General features: G+C 44.6%; 17 protein-coding genes. 4 read left to right on the top strand and 13 right to left on the bottom strand.

All coding sequences use genetic code 11. The features are described from left to right. The 6 genes from pgeF to DW640_RS01625 all read right to left on the bottom strand — a co-directional run bounded on the left by pgeF (position 1) and on the right by DW640_RS01625 (position 5,131). Positions 1–813: a peptidoglycan editing factor PgeF gene (gene pgeF, locus DW640_RS01650; RefSeq protein WP_117576958.1), complete on the bottom strand. Its 813-nt coding sequence runs from the start codon at positions 811–813 to the stop codon at positions 1–3. After that, positions 810–1,976: a GTPase ObgE gene (gene obgE, locus DW640_RS01645; protein WP_008764545.1), complete on the bottom strand. Its 1,167-nt coding sequence runs from the start codon at positions 1,974–1,976 to the stop codon at positions 810–812. Before obgE ends, pgeF begins: the two co-directional genes overlap by 4 nt. Positions 1,977–1,988: 12 nt before the next feature. After that, on the bottom strand, positions 1,989–2,558 hold the full coding sequence (locus DW640_RS01640; RefSeq protein ID WP_008760056.1) for an adenylate kinase: 570 nt from the start codon (positions 2,556–2,558) through the stop codon (positions 1,989–1,991). Between the two features lie 33 nt (positions 2,559–2,591). Continuing rightward, the gene (gene hpt, locus DW640_RS01635; RefSeq protein ID WP_008760055.1) at positions 2,592–3,128 is read right to left on the bottom strand and encodes a hypoxanthine phosphoribosyltransferase; all 537 of its coding nucleotides are present in this window, start codon (positions 3,126–3,128) and stop codon (positions 2,592–2,594) included. Positions 3,129–3,169: 41 nt separating this feature from the next. After that, entirely contained in the window at positions 3,170–4,714 is a 1,545-nt protein-coding gene (locus tag DW640_RS01630) for a peptide MFS transporter (RefSeq protein WP_061474403.1), read from the bottom strand. Positions 4,715–4,906: 192 nt separating this feature from the next. Beyond that, complete coding sequence (locus tag DW640_RS01625) at positions 4,907–5,131, bottom strand: winged helix-turn-helix domain-containing protein (protein WP_008760053.1); 225 nt, start codon at positions 5,129–5,131, stop codon at positions 4,907–4,909. A 272-nt stretch (positions 5,132–5,403) separates the two neighbouring features. Between DW640_RS01625 and DW640_RS01620 the strand changes: the two genes are divergently transcribed. From DW640_RS01620 to DW640_RS01605, 4 genes are all read left to right on the top strand, one after another. After that, the gene (locus DW640_RS01620; RefSeq protein WP_008760052.1) at positions 5,404–6,237 is read left to right on the top strand and encodes a hypothetical protein; all 834 of its coding nucleotides are present in this window, start codon (positions 5,404–5,406) and stop codon (positions 6,235–6,237) included. 465 nt (positions 6,238–6,702) lie between these two features. Then, a complete protein-coding gene (locus tag DW640_RS01615; RefSeq protein WP_048696812.1) occupies positions 6,703–8,214 on the top strand; it encodes a bifunctional ADP-dependent NAD(P)H-hydrate dehydratase/NAD(P)H-hydrate epimerase in 1,512 nt (503 codons plus the stop codon). A 73-nt stretch (positions 8,215–8,287) separates the two neighbouring features. After that, a complete protein-coding gene (locus DW640_RS01610) occupies positions 8,288–9,352 on the top strand; it encodes a DUF4831 family protein (protein WP_061474401.1) in 1,065 nt (354 codons plus the stop codon). A 21-nt stretch (positions 9,353–9,373) separates the two neighbouring features. Continuing rightward, positions 9,374–9,661, top strand: coding sequence for a hypothetical protein (locus tag DW640_RS01605; protein WP_011109229.1), 288 nt, complete (start codon positions 9,374–9,376; stop codon positions 9,659–9,661). Here the strand turns inward: DW640_RS01605 and DW640_RS01600 are convergent. The 7 genes from DW640_RS01600 to pdxA form a co-directional block, all read right to left on the bottom strand. Then, positions 9,651–9,998, bottom strand: coding sequence for a PqqD family protein (locus tag DW640_RS01600; RefSeq protein ID WP_008760049.1), 348 nt, complete (start codon positions 9,996–9,998; stop codon positions 9,651–9,653). The two genes, DW640_RS01605 and DW640_RS01600, sit on opposite strands and share 11 nt — an antisense overlap. Before the next feature lie 44 nt (positions 9,999–10,042). Continuing rightward, entirely contained in the window at positions 10,043–11,431 is a 1,389-nt protein-coding gene (locus tag DW640_RS01595) for an MFS transporter (RefSeq protein ID WP_011109228.1), read from the bottom strand. A 290-nt stretch (positions 11,432–11,721) separates the two neighbouring features. After that, the gene (gene secG / locus DW640_RS01590) at positions 11,722–12,117 is read right to left on the bottom strand and encodes a preprotein translocase subunit SecG (RefSeq protein ID WP_048696816.1); all 396 of its coding nucleotides are present in this window, start codon (positions 12,115–12,117) and stop codon (positions 11,722–11,724) included. Positions 12,118–12,123: 6 nt separating this feature from the next. Next, positions 12,124–12,918 carry a hypothetical protein gene (locus DW640_RS01585; protein ID WP_011109226.1) on the bottom strand — a complete coding sequence of 265 codons (795 nt, stop codon included), beginning with the start codon at positions 12,916–12,918 and terminating at the stop codon, positions 12,124–12,126. A gap of 4 nt (positions 12,919–12,922) precedes the next feature. Then, complete coding sequence (gene lptE, locus DW640_RS01580) at positions 12,923–13,450, bottom strand: LptE family protein (RefSeq protein WP_008760046.1); 528 nt, start codon at positions 13,448–13,450, stop codon at positions 12,923–12,925. Continuing rightward, complete coding sequence (locus tag DW640_RS01575) at positions 13,437–14,678, bottom strand: sigma-54-dependent Fis family transcriptional regulator (protein WP_008760045.1); 1,242 nt, start codon at positions 14,676–14,678, stop codon at positions 13,437–13,439. The genes lptE and DW640_RS01575 overlap by 14 nt, the downstream gene beginning before the upstream one ends. Positions 14,679–14,801: 123 nt before the next feature. Next, positions 14,802–15,896 carry a 4-hydroxythreonine-4-phosphate dehydrogenase PdxA gene (pdxA, locus tag DW640_RS01570; RefSeq protein WP_008760044.1) on the bottom strand — a complete coding sequence of 365 codons (1,095 nt, stop codon included), beginning with the start codon at positions 15,894–15,896 and terminating at the stop codon, positions 14,802–14,804. Positions 15,897–15,900 lie beyond the last annotated feature (4 nt).

The following is a 15,900-nucleotide window of genomic DNA, read 5'->3' as shown; positions in this document are numbered from 1 at the left end:
TTATTTATGAATCATGATCCCCGACAGAATCCGTCCGGACTTAATGCCCAAACGCCTTGCCGAGAAAAACTCGTCGTGATGAATATACGTACATATCCGGGCAAGCTCCACTTGTCCGGACGGCACACCGAAAGCAAGGATTTGCATCCGGTTCGCTTCCCACAAGTCGATATGATGTTTTCCGGTTTCCTCTTTCCTGATAGAAATACGAGGCATATCAAAACCATTCTTCTGAAATGCTTCATACACTTCCTCACCCACTTCAAAAGAAGCCAATGAGATACTCGGACCGATACAGGCAACTACATCTTCTCCACTTGTGCCAAACTCCTTTTCCATCCGCAACAAAGTATCACGCACGATGTATGCTACCGTCCCTCTCCATCCGGCATGAATGGCAGCTATGGCACTATGTTTCTTATCATATATCAACACAGGAACACAATCCGCAGTAGAAATACAAAGACAATATCCCGGCTCGCGGGTAATCAAAGCATCCACTCCGTGCAGCATCTCCTGTCGTTGTTGAGACGAAGCCGATAAATAAGCATCCCCGATCAGCAGGCAATTCGTCTCATGAGTCTGCACAGGAATCACCAGTTCTTCGGGTGTCTGCGACATTCCTTCCATCAGAAGCGTTTGATTCCGCCGGACCTTTTCCGCCTCGTCTCCACTGTAGGGCGTACAGTTGAATGACGCATAATTTCCTTCGCTGCACCCTCCCTGCCGGGTAGTTACAAAATGAGAAATGTTGGAGTATGAGCTTAACGACTCATACCCCAACATTCTTTTATCTCTTGTGATTGAAATCATTTTTCTTCCCAATCCTCTTCTTCGTATTCGTAGTCGAGATCATCATCGTCGTCGTCAGCGTCTTCCTCATATTCATAGTCGAGTTCTTCATCCTCGCCCATGTCCTTGAGTTCCTGCTGCAGACGGGTCACGTCTTTCGGACGGTGAACAATGTCTTCTATCTTATTACTTTCCTTGTTCAGTTCCTCCCACAGAATGTCTTTCAACACTGAGATTCCCAAACCGGAAACAGAAGAAATGAATATATGCGGAACACCCTCGGGCAATGTCGGTTCAATCTCGTCCATCAGCTCCTGATCGAGCATATCGCTCTTCGTGATAGCCAGCACACGTTGTTTGTCCAGCATTTCGGGATTGAACGTACGCAGCTCATTCAGCAATACTTCATACTCCTTGCGGATATCATCGCTATCTGCCGGAACCATGAACAACAGCAACGAGTTACGCTCGATATGACGCAGAAACCGCAGTCCCAATCCTTTTCCCTGACTGGCTCCCTCGATGATGCCCGGTATGTCCGCCATCACGAATGACTTTCCATCGCGATAGGAAACAATTCCCAGATTCGGTTCGAGTGTCGTAAACGGGTAATCGGCAATCTTCGGTTTCGCAGCCGAAATGGCAGAAAGCAACGTAGACTTTCCCGCATTCGGGAAACCTACCAGTCCTACATCTGCCAACAGTTTCAGCTCCATGATCACCGTCATTTCCTGCATCGGTTCGCCCGGCTGCGCAAAGCGCGGAGCCTGACGGGTAGCCGTCTTGAAATGACTGTTGCCCTGACCGCCACGACCGCCTTTCAGCAAGATCACTTCCTGTCCGTCGTCCGTCACATCGCAAAGGTATTCTCCGGTTTCGGCGTTATACACTACCGTTCCGCAGGGTACTTCGATCACTTTATCCGCACCGTCTTTTCCGAAACTACGGTTCTTGCTGCCCGATTCGCCATGACCTGCCATCGCATGACGGTCATACTTCAAGTGAAGCAATGTCCAGTAATTACGGTTACCGCGCAAGATAATATGGCCTCCTCTTCCACCATCGCCCCCATCGGGACCTCCGTTAGGACAATATTTCTCGCGCCTCATGTGCGTAGAGCCTCTTCCGCCCTTGCCTGAGCGACAGTATATCTTTACGTAATCAACAAAATTCGATTCAGCCATATTTTTTATTTATTATAATTTGTCTACTGCTTCGCAGATATCAGCGAAGATACCATCCATAGTACCCAGACCGTTGATGTGCTGGTATTTCTTTTCGTTCTTGTACCAGTCGATCAGCGGAGATGTCTGTGAATGATATACATGCAGACGTTTTTTGATTGTTTCTTCGTTGTCGTCGGCACGACCGGAGTCTTTGCCACGTTTGATCAGACGTACCATCAGTTCATCTTCCGGAACTTCGAGATCCAACATTACAGAAACATCCTGTCCTCTTTCCGCCAACATCTTCTTTAATGCTTCCGCCTGTGCAATTGTTCTTGGGAAACCGTCGAAAATTACACCTTTGCTGTCTTTGAAGCTATCGAATACACTTGCCAGAATATCAATCATCAATTCATCCGGAATCAACTGCCCCTGGTCGATGTAACCTTTAGCAGTTTTGCCCAGTTCCGTGCCGTTCTTGATTTCTGCACGCAATACATCTCCTGTCGAGATGTGGTTGATTCCATACTTTTCTACAATACGTTCGCTCTGCGTTCCTTTTCCTGAACCCGGAGCACCGAAAATTACAATGTTCAACATCTTTTTAACCTAAAAATTAATTTGTATTTGAATTTAATCTACTACAGTATAAATATCGGGATAATTGCGTCCGAAACCATCATAATCCAATCCGTAGCCAACGATAAAATCATTCGGTATTTCCATCGCTACATATTCTATGTTCAGATTGACCTTCAGCTTTTCCGGTTTCACCAGCAAAGAGGCGATATGAATCGCTTCGGGGTTGCGTGTGCCCAGTGTATCCAGCAGACGCTGCATCGTCAGTCCGGTATCTACAATATCTTCTACGATCACTACCGTACGTCCGGCAATGTCTTCATTCAGCCCGATCACTTCTTTAATTACTCCGGTGGAAGTCACCCCCTGATAAGATGCCAACTTCACGAATGAAATTTCGCACGGAATCGTAATATGCTTCAGCAAGTCGGCGGTAAACATGAACGAGCCGTTCAACACACTGAGGAAGAGCGGATTCTTACCTGCCAAATCACGATTGATTTCGTTCGCTACGCGAATCACTTCTTTTTGAATATCCTGTTCCTTAATGGAAACAGTAAATTGCTTGTCTTTTATCTGTATGGTATCCATAACCGGTCATTTTAAAAAAGTTGTCGCAAAAATACAATTTTTTATTCTACCCCGTGCATCATCTTCTGTAATTTCTTCGAGAGAAGGAACAGAATCAGTGAGGCAACACCGGACATAATGACGAACAGCATGAAGAAGTCGTACATGGTAGCAATCTGATAACCAAGGATTGATTTCACTTTTCCGTCTTCGGGATAGAGACCGCTCAGCATACCTGCAAATTTATTTGCGGTGGCGGTAGAAAGATACCAGATCCCCATCATCAAGGAGGCGAAACGTAACGGACTCAACTTATTAACCATAGAAAGCCCGATAGGTGACAGAGCGATTTCTCCCATTGTATGAATAAAGTAAAGCCCTGTCAGCCAGATCATGCTCACCTTTACTCCCGGAATAGCATCTTTCACTCCAAAACAGATGAAGAGATAACCAAGAGAAAGCAGCAACAGACCGATTGCCTGTTTGGTAGGGGAAGCCGGTTCCATGTTTCGCTTATTCAGAAAGCCCCATATACCGGGCATAATATAGGCAAGGATCACTACAAAAAGCGGATTGAATGACTGGAACCACGAAGCCGGCATCTCCCAGCCGAAAATGCTGCGGTCAGTCTGTTCGGAAGCGAATAATGTCAGAGAAGCTCCTGCCTGCTCGTAAGCTGCCCAGAAGAAAATGACGAAGAAAGCTACGATATAGATTACGAAAATACGGCTACGTTCTACTTTGGTCAATGAACCATCCAGCAGAATGAGCACTGGAAAGACAATACAAGCCGTAAAGATACCCACACTAATCCAGTCATCGCTAAAGGCATAGCTAAAAAAGGCTATTAAGACAACTGTAAGGGCAGTAATGATGATAATATTACGTACTTTGGTACGTTTGTCCATCTTCGGATGTGAAATATGTTCGGCTTTATCCTCCTTTTTTTCACGTCTGGCGTCGGGGACGATACCAATCGGTTCACCGGAAGGAGAGAAAAGGTATTTATTCTTCTGAGTTTCAAAGAGGACAACAGTGAACAGCGTCATGATTCCGGATGCGAGGAATCCCCATTTAAAGTCCTGCGGATTCCCTGTGTCTCCCAAGAAACCGCAAATCAAAGGAGCAGCGAAAGAACCTACATTAACACCCATATAGAAAATGGTGTATGCAGCATCCAACCGTTTGTCCCCGGGTTCATATAATTGCCCGACGAGCGAAGAAACGGTAGGCTTAAAGCAACCGTTACCTAAAATCATGAATCCGAGTCCGCCATACATCAGCCAGTGGGCAAGGTCTGTATTGTTCAGTGAAGAGGCACTCATAAACATCAGGAACTGACCGACTGCCATCATCACCGCTCCCCAAAATACCGAACGACGGATGCCCCAATATTTATCGGCAATGTATCCGCCGATCAACGGAGTCAGATAGACCAGTCCGGTGTAGCTACCGTAGATAGAGGCCGCCGCTTCTTTATCAAAAAGCAATGCCTGCGTCAGAAAGAGGATAAAGATAGCACGCATACCGTAGTAACTGAAACGTTCTGCCGTGCTCGTTGCGAAAATTAGGTAAAGGCCTTTCGGGTGCCCTTTCAATGAACTCATGAATTATGTGTTTAGTAGTTTATGGGGTGCAAAGGTACTAAAAAGTAGATTAAATGCCTCAAAAAAGAAGATTCTTATAGAATAGAAAAATACAGGATGGCGTGCAAGAAGTCTCAGTTACCCACCTTATTATGTTTTCAACAGTGTAAATAATCAAGTGGATATTCTCCTTAAATGTGGGTCAGTCCCCATTTATCCAAAGGTAAATTCAACATTCTCAATACTGGCATAGAGCATTCCTTCTTTTTTTCTAAGCAGGATTTTGTTTTCCCTTGCCAGCCAACCGATAGCAATTGCTACATCCTCGAACGTCAAACCTAACTCATGGCACAAAGTGAACATAGACTGTTCGCCCTTTTCATTTAAGATGCGCCATACTTTCCCGGCATTTGAGCCAATTCTTTTCTTTTCCATCATGCAAACTTTAGAAGATTAAACAATTTATATTTATAATCTAAACATTGTGAGCACAGGAGAATAACGTAAAGCACATTACTGCACTACAAAGATATCATTTTTTTCGAAAAAAGCAAATAATCAAGGCATTAGCTGCTATTATTAGTTACATTCTAATCATTTATGCCGATCTCTGCTAAAAAATAGCACAAATAAAGAAACAGTTCAATTCTTTTTCATAAGTTTGCAGACGAGAACTAAACTAATATCGCACATTTAAAACTTTAATTAGCATGACTACCAAAAAACTAACAGGAATACTTTCGTTATTCCTTTGTATTATTTGCCTCGTGAGCTGTAATGACAATGATGACAACTTTTCTCCAATCACTCTGGAATATGAAGATCCTCAAATTAAGTTCGACAACGAGAGCCGTTCTTACACACTGACTCCGTTCAGCAAAGAAACGACACCACTCTTCATCAAGGGTGGAGACGGAACTTACAAAGTGACCAATGAGAATGAGAAAGTGGTACAAGTAAACTACCACAACGGAAGTTTAACATTGAAGGCAAAGGAAATAGGACGCGCATCCATCAAGATAGAAGACAGTTCGAATAATATGTATATACTGTCTGTCGTTGTAAAATATCGTACTCTTACTCATAAGGCGTTTACAGCAAAAGTCATTGTGAAGGGAGACGAGCTTACATCTGAAGAACACACTGAGTTAATGAACAAAGTGGGCAATTCATATCCGATTAATAAATATGTATTTACTTTTATGAATGCGGAAGACAGCAAAGGAACAGTAGATTTGTATTATTCAGATAATAACATGAAAACAGGCAACTTTGAAAAAGAACATATAGTGCTGGATGAAGAAAATGCCATTCCCATCAAAGGTGAATACAAATTGAGTGAGTATTATCGTATAACAATCAAAGAAGATAATGGCAAAGTTATTGATACTTTCTATATTACCAAGAACTTTCTACCACTCCTCAATACAAGAATGAATGCTCATCCGTTAATTCAGTACTGTTTTGTCAGAGATTTAACCGCACAGTACAAACAAGATTACCTTGCACTGGAAAATGCATATCTGATTCAAATAGCAGAATGAGAACTACACTGATTTTCTTCTTTAGCAGAGTGAATAGAGTATTTATTATATGAGCAAACTCCCCATTAGATTTAGCAAAAAACAATAAGCTATTAGCTAATCAAGAATATGCCCATAGCATATTTATCACAATCACCTCTTCCACCCTTTTCCTGAACCTTTGATAAATAAGGCGATTGCGGGTGAAAGAGGTGAACCAGAGGAATATACAGTAGTAGAAACACGCATGGGAAGGTTAACAAACAGCCATGAATGTTCTCCGGAGAGAGTAAAAGTAAATGAGATAACAATCATTAATATCTGACTTCTCAACTATTAATAACTGACACATCAACTATTAATACCTGACAACTCAAGTATTAATACCTGAAGTTCCTTCCCAAAAAGCCGAAAACCAACCGGAATAAAGGATTAATTCAGAGTTTTTGTGTAAGTTTGTGCGTCGAAAACTAAAAGAATATCGCAATGAAAATATTTCCAAGCAGCAGCATTAAGAAGTTAGATGCCTATACCATTGAACATGAACCGATTGCATCCATAGATTTAATGGAACGTGCCGCACAGGCACTGACTAAAGCCATCACCAACAGATGGAATCCGGAAACACCTGTCACCATCTTTGCCGGACCGGGCAATAATGGCGGAGACGCCCTCGCCATCGCCCGCATGATGGCGGAAAAAGGATACAAGATCGAAGTATATCTCTTCAACACGAAAGGCGAACTTTCGCCCGACTGCCAGACCAACAAAGAACTGGTAGAGATGATGGAAGAAGTAACTTTCCATGAAATCAGCACCCAGTTCGTACCTCCCACACTGACACCGGAACATCTCGTGATCGACGGATTATTCGGTTCCGGACTCAACAAACCATTGAGCGGAGGATTCGCTGCCGTTGTGAAATATATCAATGCCTCTCCCGCCATGGTAGTCTCCATCGACATCCCTTCCGGGCTGATGGGAGAAGAAAATACATTCAATGTAAAAAGCAATATTATCCGTGCGGACGTCACTTTCAGCCTGCAACTTCCTAAACTGGCCTTCCTCTTTGCCGAAAATACAGAATTTGTTGGCGAATGGGAGTTATTGGACATCCAGCTGAGCGAAGAAGGAATCGAAGAGACTGAAACAAACTACGAAATGCTGGAAATCGAAGAAATCCGTTCACTGATCAAACCACGCCAACAATTCGCCCATAAAGGAAACTTCGGACATGCCCTGCTGATAGCCGGCTCAAAAGGAATGGCAGGTGCATCGGTACTGGCCGCGCGTGCCTGTCTGCGCTCGGGAGTAGGTCTGCTGACCGTACACGCGCCGTTATGCAACAACGATATTCTGCAAACGTCCGCCCCCGAAGCCATGGTAGAAACAGATGTCAGCGAAACATGCTTTGCCGTACCTACCGATACGGACGATTACCAAGCTGTCGGCATCGGTCCGGGACTCGGTCGCAACGAGGAAACGGAAGCCGCCCTGATAGAACAACTGGAACATTGTCAGACTCCGACGGTACTGGATGCCGACGCACTCAATATTCTGGCCAATCACCGGCATACGCTCACCCATCTGCCGAAAGGTTCCATCCTCACCCCTCACCCGAAAGAGCTGGAACGCCTGGTCGGCAAATGTCAGGACTCATACGAACGACTGATGAAAGCCTGCGAACTGGCGCACACTGCCAAAGTACATATCATTCTGAAGGGAGCTTATTCCGCCATTATCACCCCCGAAGGCAAATGTTACTTCAACCAGACCGGTAATCCCGGTATGGCAACAGGAGGCAGCGGAGATGTACTGACAGGAGTAATCCTTGCACTCCTTGCGCAAGGCTATCCCGCCGAAGACGCCGCAAAGATCGGTACTTACATTCACGGATTGGCCGGAGACATCGCCCAGAAAAAACAGGGCATGATCGGATTAATCGCAAGTGATATCGTGACCTGTCTGCCGACGGCATGGCGACTTGTAAGCGAATAAAAGTTAAGAACTTACGGTTTATTCAATAACTTCATTAACTTTGTTTTTCAAAATCAGCTAAAAAGAACCGAATATGAAAAAGTTTATCATAGCAACAGGACTACTAATGGCAACTTCCGCCTATGCGCAGACCGAAGTGCTGACAGGAGTGACGCGAGGAAAAGACTACGGAGTAGTGTACGCCCTCCCCAAAACCCAGATAGAAATAGAAATAAAAGCAAACAAGGTCAACTATAAGCCGGGTGAATTCAGCAAATACGCCGACCGCTACCTGAGACTGACCAACGTCTCTGCCGAACCCGAAGAATACTGGGAACTGAACAGTGTCAAAGTGAAACCTGTAGGTGTACCAAACAGCGAAGCTACTTATTTCGTCAAACTGAAAGACAAAACCGTAGCTCCTCTTATGGAACTGACTGAAGAGGGTCTTATCAAATCAATCAACGTCCCCTACAGCAGCAACAATGCAAAGAATGCAGCAAACAATGCCGTTGCTCCCCAACGAAAAGCCAATCCCCGCGACTTTCTCACAGAAGAAATTCTGATGGCAAGTTCAACCGCCAAGATGGCCGAACTGGTAGCAAAGGAAATCTATAATATCCGCGAAAGTAAAAACGCATTATTGCGCGGACAAGCAGATAATATGCCTTCGGACGGCGCACAGCTCAAAATCATGCTCGACAACCTGAATCTTCAGGAAGAAGCCATGACCGAGATGTTTTCGGGAGTCCGCAATAAAGAAGAAAAGACATTTACTGTCCGCCTCACTCCGGATAAGGAATTCGACAATGAGGTAGCTTTCCGCTTTTCAAAGAAGCTGGGTATAGTTGCCAACAACGATTTGGCAGGCACTCCATTCTACATCAGTCTGAAAGACCTGAAAACGGTGAAGATTCCGCAAGAGGACGGAAAAAAGAAGAAAGAGATGGAAGGCATTGCTTATAACGTACCGGGACAGGCAATGGTGACGCTGACGGACGGCAAAAAGAAATTGTATGAAGGAGAAATACCTGTTACTCAGTTCGGTATCATAGAATACCTTGCTCCGGTATTATTCAACAAGAACTCGACCATCAAAGTTTACTTTGATCCGGTGACCGGTGGACTACTGAAAGTAGATAGAGAAGAAAGCAAATAAAACCTCTAAAAAAACAAAACGATGGGTGGCGAAGGACATATGCTCGACATGATACGTCGGCTGAAAGACGGCAAAGAAGCCTCCCGCTTACGCCGTGAACGGAGAAATGACAAGTTAGGGCGACTTAGAAGAAACAACGACCCTTATCTTCTGCCGGATACGACTCCGGAAGAGATGGAACGCATCATCAAGGATTCGGAAAAGAAAAAAGAAAAAGATAACAGCTATTTCGTATGGGGAACGCTCATCATTATGGGCGTACTGATAGGATGTGCTGTCCTCCTGTGGGCAATCTTTTTTAATGGATAATTATCCATTTAATAAATCCGTCTTTCTGTAATTGGGAAAGATAGGTAGATACACGAGACTCGTAGCCTGCTTCATATTGAAAGTGGTCTGCGAGTTTTTCTATAATCTCACGAACCGTCCGCTGCCCGTCTATCAGGTTCCATACAGCCGTACCGTGTTCTTCCAGACGCACATGAATATCTTTGGACATTCCTTTCGGCAATAAATAACGACTCATCCACGAACGTTTAAAACGAGGGAAGGAGAGCACAATAGTCTCCCCTTCCTGTTCAGCTTTAATATGTTCGTTACGACAAGGGATCACCTCCAGGAGGTTTATTTTCTCTTTCGTAGCCATATCTTTTCTCTTTTATATCTTTTCAGATAGAATATATACTGTGATTATTTCTGAATATTTGCTTCTTCCAGTCCGTAGCCTTTCTTCTTGTTTTCCACTTTCAGCATCAAGGCAACAATCAGGGCAAGTACACCGAACATAGCAAAAATAGCCATCGGCAAAGTATAATCATAAGTCTGTGCACCATCTACAACCGGACCTTTGCAATAAGAATTCAACACCCATCCGATCAGCAAAGGCACGCCCATCAATCCCCAGTTCTGTACCCAAAAGATCAACGCATAAGCCGTTCCCAACTGTTTCTCCGGAATAATCTTCGGAACCGAAGGCCACATTGCCGAAGGAACCAATGAGAAAGCAAATCCCAGAATAATCATGATCACCGTTGCAAACCACCATATATTCAGAATAGGAAGAGCGAACATCGTGTGTACGAAAATCAGCATCACCGACCCGATCACCATCAGCGTGGCTCCCTTACCGATACGGTCATATAATGAACCGAACAACGGTGTCAGGATGATCGCGCCAATCGGCAGCAATCCGGGAATCGTTCCCGCAAGTTTCGGATCAACATTGTACTTCTGTACCATCAAATCGGCCGCATACTTGATGAAGGGGAATACAGCCGAATAGAACAATACGCACAGTAATGCGATCAGCCAGAATCCTTTGTTGGTAATGATATAGACAATGTCTTTCATGCGGAAAGGTTCTTCTGGTTCCAGTCCTTCCGCATCCAGTGAAGCATCCAGTTTCTTATCGTAGAAAGTATAGATGAAGAATGCGATGGTACCTACGCACAACATGACGAGACAGAACAGAATAGGAGCGGGAATATTGGTATGGAATACGCCGCTCTCATCCGTAGACCCGAAGAAGTCTGCCAAAGGAACGGTAAGCACCATGGCCAAAGTCGTTCCAATACGCGCGGTCGCCATTTCCAGTCCCATAGCGAGAGCCATCTCTTTGCCTTTAAACCACTTCACGATAATCTTCGAAACGGTGATACCCGCAATTTCGACTCCTACACCGAAAATAGCATAACCCAATGCAGCCAATGTGACTTGCATCTTGAATCCGAAAAGCATCGCACCTTCCGGGAAAGTAGTAGTAATAGCATAATATTTCAATCCACAACCGAACACCATCAATAAACAGGCACCCATTCCGGTGAAGCGTACTCCCATCTTATCCAGAATGATACCACCAAAGATGAGCATCAGCAGGAATACATTAAACCAGCCATAAGCACTGGTGAAAAAACCGTAATCTAAACTGTCCCAGAGAAGTTCTTTTTCAAGCATGGGTTTCAGAGGAGACATAACGTCTGTGAGGAAGTAGCCGCACAACATGGTAAAAGCGACTAATGCTAGAACACTCCAACGCAGCACTGCGGAGTCATTCAGCTTTTGTTTCAATTGTTCTGTCATTGTAATATTTAAAAGGAGTTAATAATCTCGTAACGGGCAACAAAGTTAACTAATTATCATTTGTTTTACTAAAAAAGGAGAACATTTTATAAGAAAAAGGACATCTGACCGGATATTCCTGTATGAAGAAGAGCAGACCGGGCCCAATAATAAAGACAGGCGCGAACTACACGTATTACACGATTCTATTAGAATCTCTTGTAATTCGCGTAATTCGCGCCTATAATGAAGAGAACGGGTCAAAAAGCCCGTTCACTCAATAAGTTTAAACCGAATATCCTGTCACTGAATTATTCTGCTGCAGGAGCAGGAGTTTCAGTAGCCGAAGCTTCCGTTGCTGGTGCAGACTCTGCAGGAGCAGTAGCATCTGTCTGAGGAGCAGCAGTACCGGTAGGCATATTATACGGGTTGGTTTGTTGTTCTTTCTGTGCTTGTTCCAACAATACATCTTTAGCCGCAGAAGAAGAAGGAACAACGTAAGCAGTAGCAACGCTCATCACAACCATGAAGATAGCCAGACCCCAAGTTGCTTTTTCCAGAAAATCTGTAGTCTTGCGCACGCCCATGATAGCGTTTGATGAAGAAAAACCAGAAGCAAGTCCGCCTCCTTTTGAATTCTGAATCAGCACGATGAAGCACATCAGCAAGGCTGCAATCACCATTAAGATAATGAATAATAAGTACATTTTTAGTTATTTTGAATTAGCGTTAATAATCAATTTCTCCAAAAATCTGATTTGGTCTGCAAAGTAAGCATTTTTTTTTGGATATTTCAAGCTTAATTTTTTAATTATTTCAAGAGCTTTCGAATATCGTTGCTGTTTTACGTAGATTTTGGCCAAAGTTTCTGTGAAACAGCTGTCATCTTCCTCTTCTATGGTGTTGGTTTCAGTTGTTTCGTCTGTTCTGCCCGTTTCGTTTGTTTCAGCGGAAGAAGCTGCCTTTGCTTTCTCTTCTTCCCTCAAAGGTTTCAGGTATACGACTGGATCAGTCTCGCTTTTTTCGATAAAGTTGTCAATCAGCTCGTGTCCTTTCAGCTTGGGCATTGCCTCTGCCGGCTCGTCGGCGACAGGTGTCTCTTCGAGAAGGTATGCCGTATAGTCCATAGAGTAATCAAAGCTTGTCTGACTGGTTACTTCTTCGGGAGCCGTCGAAAGGAAAGCATCGATCAGAGCCAGTGTCCGGTCGACGGTAGGCTCATCTTTCAATACTTCAGAGAGAGGCAACCCTTTCTTCTGGGATTCGACAGCGAAGCGTTCGCCTTCGATCAGATGAAACAGTTTCCGTCGGTCGGCAATATACAGAACGGCTTTCCGCAGTTCCGCACCGAAATTAATGTCGTGGAGAATATACAGGTTCTTGAGATACAACAACCGGAGCGACTGAAAATACGGATACCTCGCGAGCTGGTTGCGCAGTTCGTACAAAGTATCCCTATTCAGCGTCTCGGGATGCTGAATCCATTGTTGCAAGTTAACAGAAGTCATTAAATTACCAGTTTGCTACAGTTGCATTAAATATTTGGTCGGTTATCTCTTTACTCATTTCCGCTATTAATCCATCCTGTACGGCTGTCAGCAGCTGGCTGGAATCATAGGTACGGAAAGCTGAGAATTGTTGTTCGAAGTCTTCGGCGTGATTTGTGTTGTTGACAAAGCGTACATTGACCGTGATGGTCAGCTTCGTTTCCGAAGAGTAACCATCGGCAGACACTGCCTGGTTATACTGGTTGTAGCCCGTAATTTCACCGTCAATCTGCAGATCCGCATTCTGGTTCGGTTTCAGCAGTTGCAGACGGGTCTGTCTGATGAAGATATCTTTCAGGTCTTCATTGAACTTGGTAGCCAGCGGAGCATACACATACTCCGACTTAATCGGGAAATCAGCAATCGAAATAGTCTTCACCTTATCGTAATTGATAGAGGAGCCATTAAACTTATAGGACACACTACAGGCGATGATGACTGCCGGTAAAACAACCAATATCAGCGGTCGTGCTATTTTCTTAATCCAATTCATATTCTTTTATTTTTCTGTAAAGGGTACGCTCGGAGATATTCAGATCCTTCGCCGCACTTTTCCGCTTACCATGATGCCTCTCAAGCGCTTTACGTATCATTTCTTTTTCCACTTCATCGAGCGAAAGGGTTTCTTCTACATATTCTTCCGTGTCCTGAATATCGTCATCGTCTTCTTTGGGACAAACAGACGGTTGCTGCACAGCATGGATAATGGCCGGCACGGAAGGTTGGTGCGTCGTTGTCACTACCGGAGTAGCTACTACCTGTCCCATCTGTCCGACTTGTCCCGCACGTTCAGCCATCATATTGTGCACCATCTTCTTCAGTTCCGCCACTTCCTGACGCATATCGAACAAGACAGAATATAGTATTTCGCGTTCGCTCTCAAAGCTCTTGCTCTCGCGTGTGCCGAACAGTGCCGGAAGGCGTTGGGTATTCTGTGCCGGAAGATAGGTCTGCAGAATCGCAGCCGTTATCTCACGGTTTGTTTCTATAATCGAAATTTGCTCTGTGATGTTCTTCAACTGCCGGACGTTTCCCGGCCACGGATAAGCAAGCAATATCTTCTTGGCATCTTCCGTCAGCTGGATAGCCGGCATCCGGTACTTTTCGGCAAAGTCTGCGGCAAACTTACGGAACAACAACAGCACATCATCTCCACGCTCACGCAAAGGTGGTATCTGAATAGGCACCGTGTTCAACCGATAATACAAATCTTCCCGGAAGCGTCCTTCGGCAATGGCTTGTGTCAGGTTCACGTTGGTCGCTGCCACAATACGTACATCCGTCTTTTGCACTTTGGATGAACCTACCTTGATAAATTCACCGCTTTCAAGTACACGGAGCAGACGCGCCTGTGTAGGCAACGGCAACTCTCCCACTTCATCAAGGAAGATAGTTCCACCGTCAGCTTCTCCAAAATATCCTTTCCGCTCACCAATAGCACCGGTAAATGCTCCTTTCTCGTGTCCGAACAGTTCGGAATCGATCGTACCTTCCGGTATGGCACCACAGTTGACAGCAATATACTGCCCATGCTTTCTCCGGCTATATTGATGAATGATCTGTGGAAAACTTTCTTTTCCGACACCACTTTCTCCGGTAATCAGCACAGACAAATCGGTAGGCGCTACCTGAATGGCAACATCTATGGCACGTGATAAAGCCTCGGTATTGCCAATAATACCGAAACGCTGTTTCACTTGTTGTATCTCCGCTTTGGTCATCTATCTTAATATTAAGTAATAGGTAATAAGTATTAAGTAATAAGTATTAAGTATTACCATCATTATCATCTCGCTTCCATCCGCATGGCTAATACTTAATACTTATTACTTAATACCTATTACTTAATCTTCGTCTACTGTATCCAGTTTTAGTTTATCACTATCGTCCCGTTTCTCGTAATACTGCTTCCGCAACGGGTTTACCCGTGCCGCTTTCTCGCGCTGGCGGTTGCGGAATACATCAATCGCTACATAAATAGCCTGGCGGAAAGAGTCTTCGCTGGCCAGTCCTTTACCGGCGATGTCATAGGCTGTTCCATGAGCCGGAGAGGTACGTACAACCGGCAGTCCGGCGGTATAGTTCACACCGTCTTCCATAGCCAGGGCTTTGAACGGAGCCAGTCCCTGATCATGATACATAGCAAGGATTCCGTCAAAGTGAGTATAATTGCCCGAACCCATAAAACCGTCCGCAGCATAAGGACCGTAACAGATGATCCCTTTCTCTTCCATTTCTTTCATGGCAGGGATAATGATTTCCTGTTCTTCCATACCTAGCAGTCCGCCGTCTCCTGCATGAGGATTCAGTGAAAGCACTGCAATACGGGGCGCACCGATACCGAAATCCTGTTTCAGACAACGATGGAAAATCATCAGCTTTTCCTGAATCAGTTCCTTGGTGATTGTTGTAGCAATCTCCCTTACCGGAATATGCGTCGTTACTAAAGCCACACGAAAATCGTTTTTCATCAAGATCATCAGTGACTTGTTTCCATTGCCCAGACGTTCTTCAATATACTCCGTATGCCCGGGGAAAGAGAACTCTTCCGACTGAATGGTATGTTTGTTGATCGGAGCTGTCACAATGACGTCGATCAGCCCCTCACGATACTCTTCTATGGCACGCTCCAAAGCACCCAATGCAGCCTTACCTGCTTCGGGATCGGGTTTGGAGAATTCCACTTTCACTTCGTCATCTGTACAGTTCACTACACTCAGACGGTTGTATCCGGCTTCGGAAGCTGTGTTGACAATGCTGAAATTAGCCTGTACATCCAGTGCTTTACGATGGTAAGCCGCTACTTTAGGTGAACCGTAGATAATCGGAGTACATAGCTCAAGCATGGTAGGGTCTGAGAATGTCTTCAAGATCACTTCATAACCTACCCCGTTGATATCTCCTTGGGTAATGCCGATTCTTATTTTGTTTTCTTCCATGTTT

Origin of the sequence: Bacteroides sp. AM23-12 (genome assembly GCF_003434395.1) — a bacterium.
Classification (GTDB): Bacteria; Bacteroidota; Bacteroidia; order Bacteroidales; family Bacteroidaceae; genus Bacteroides; species Bacteroides thetaiotaomicron.
This window is presented reverse-complemented; position numbering and strand designations above follow the sequence as displayed.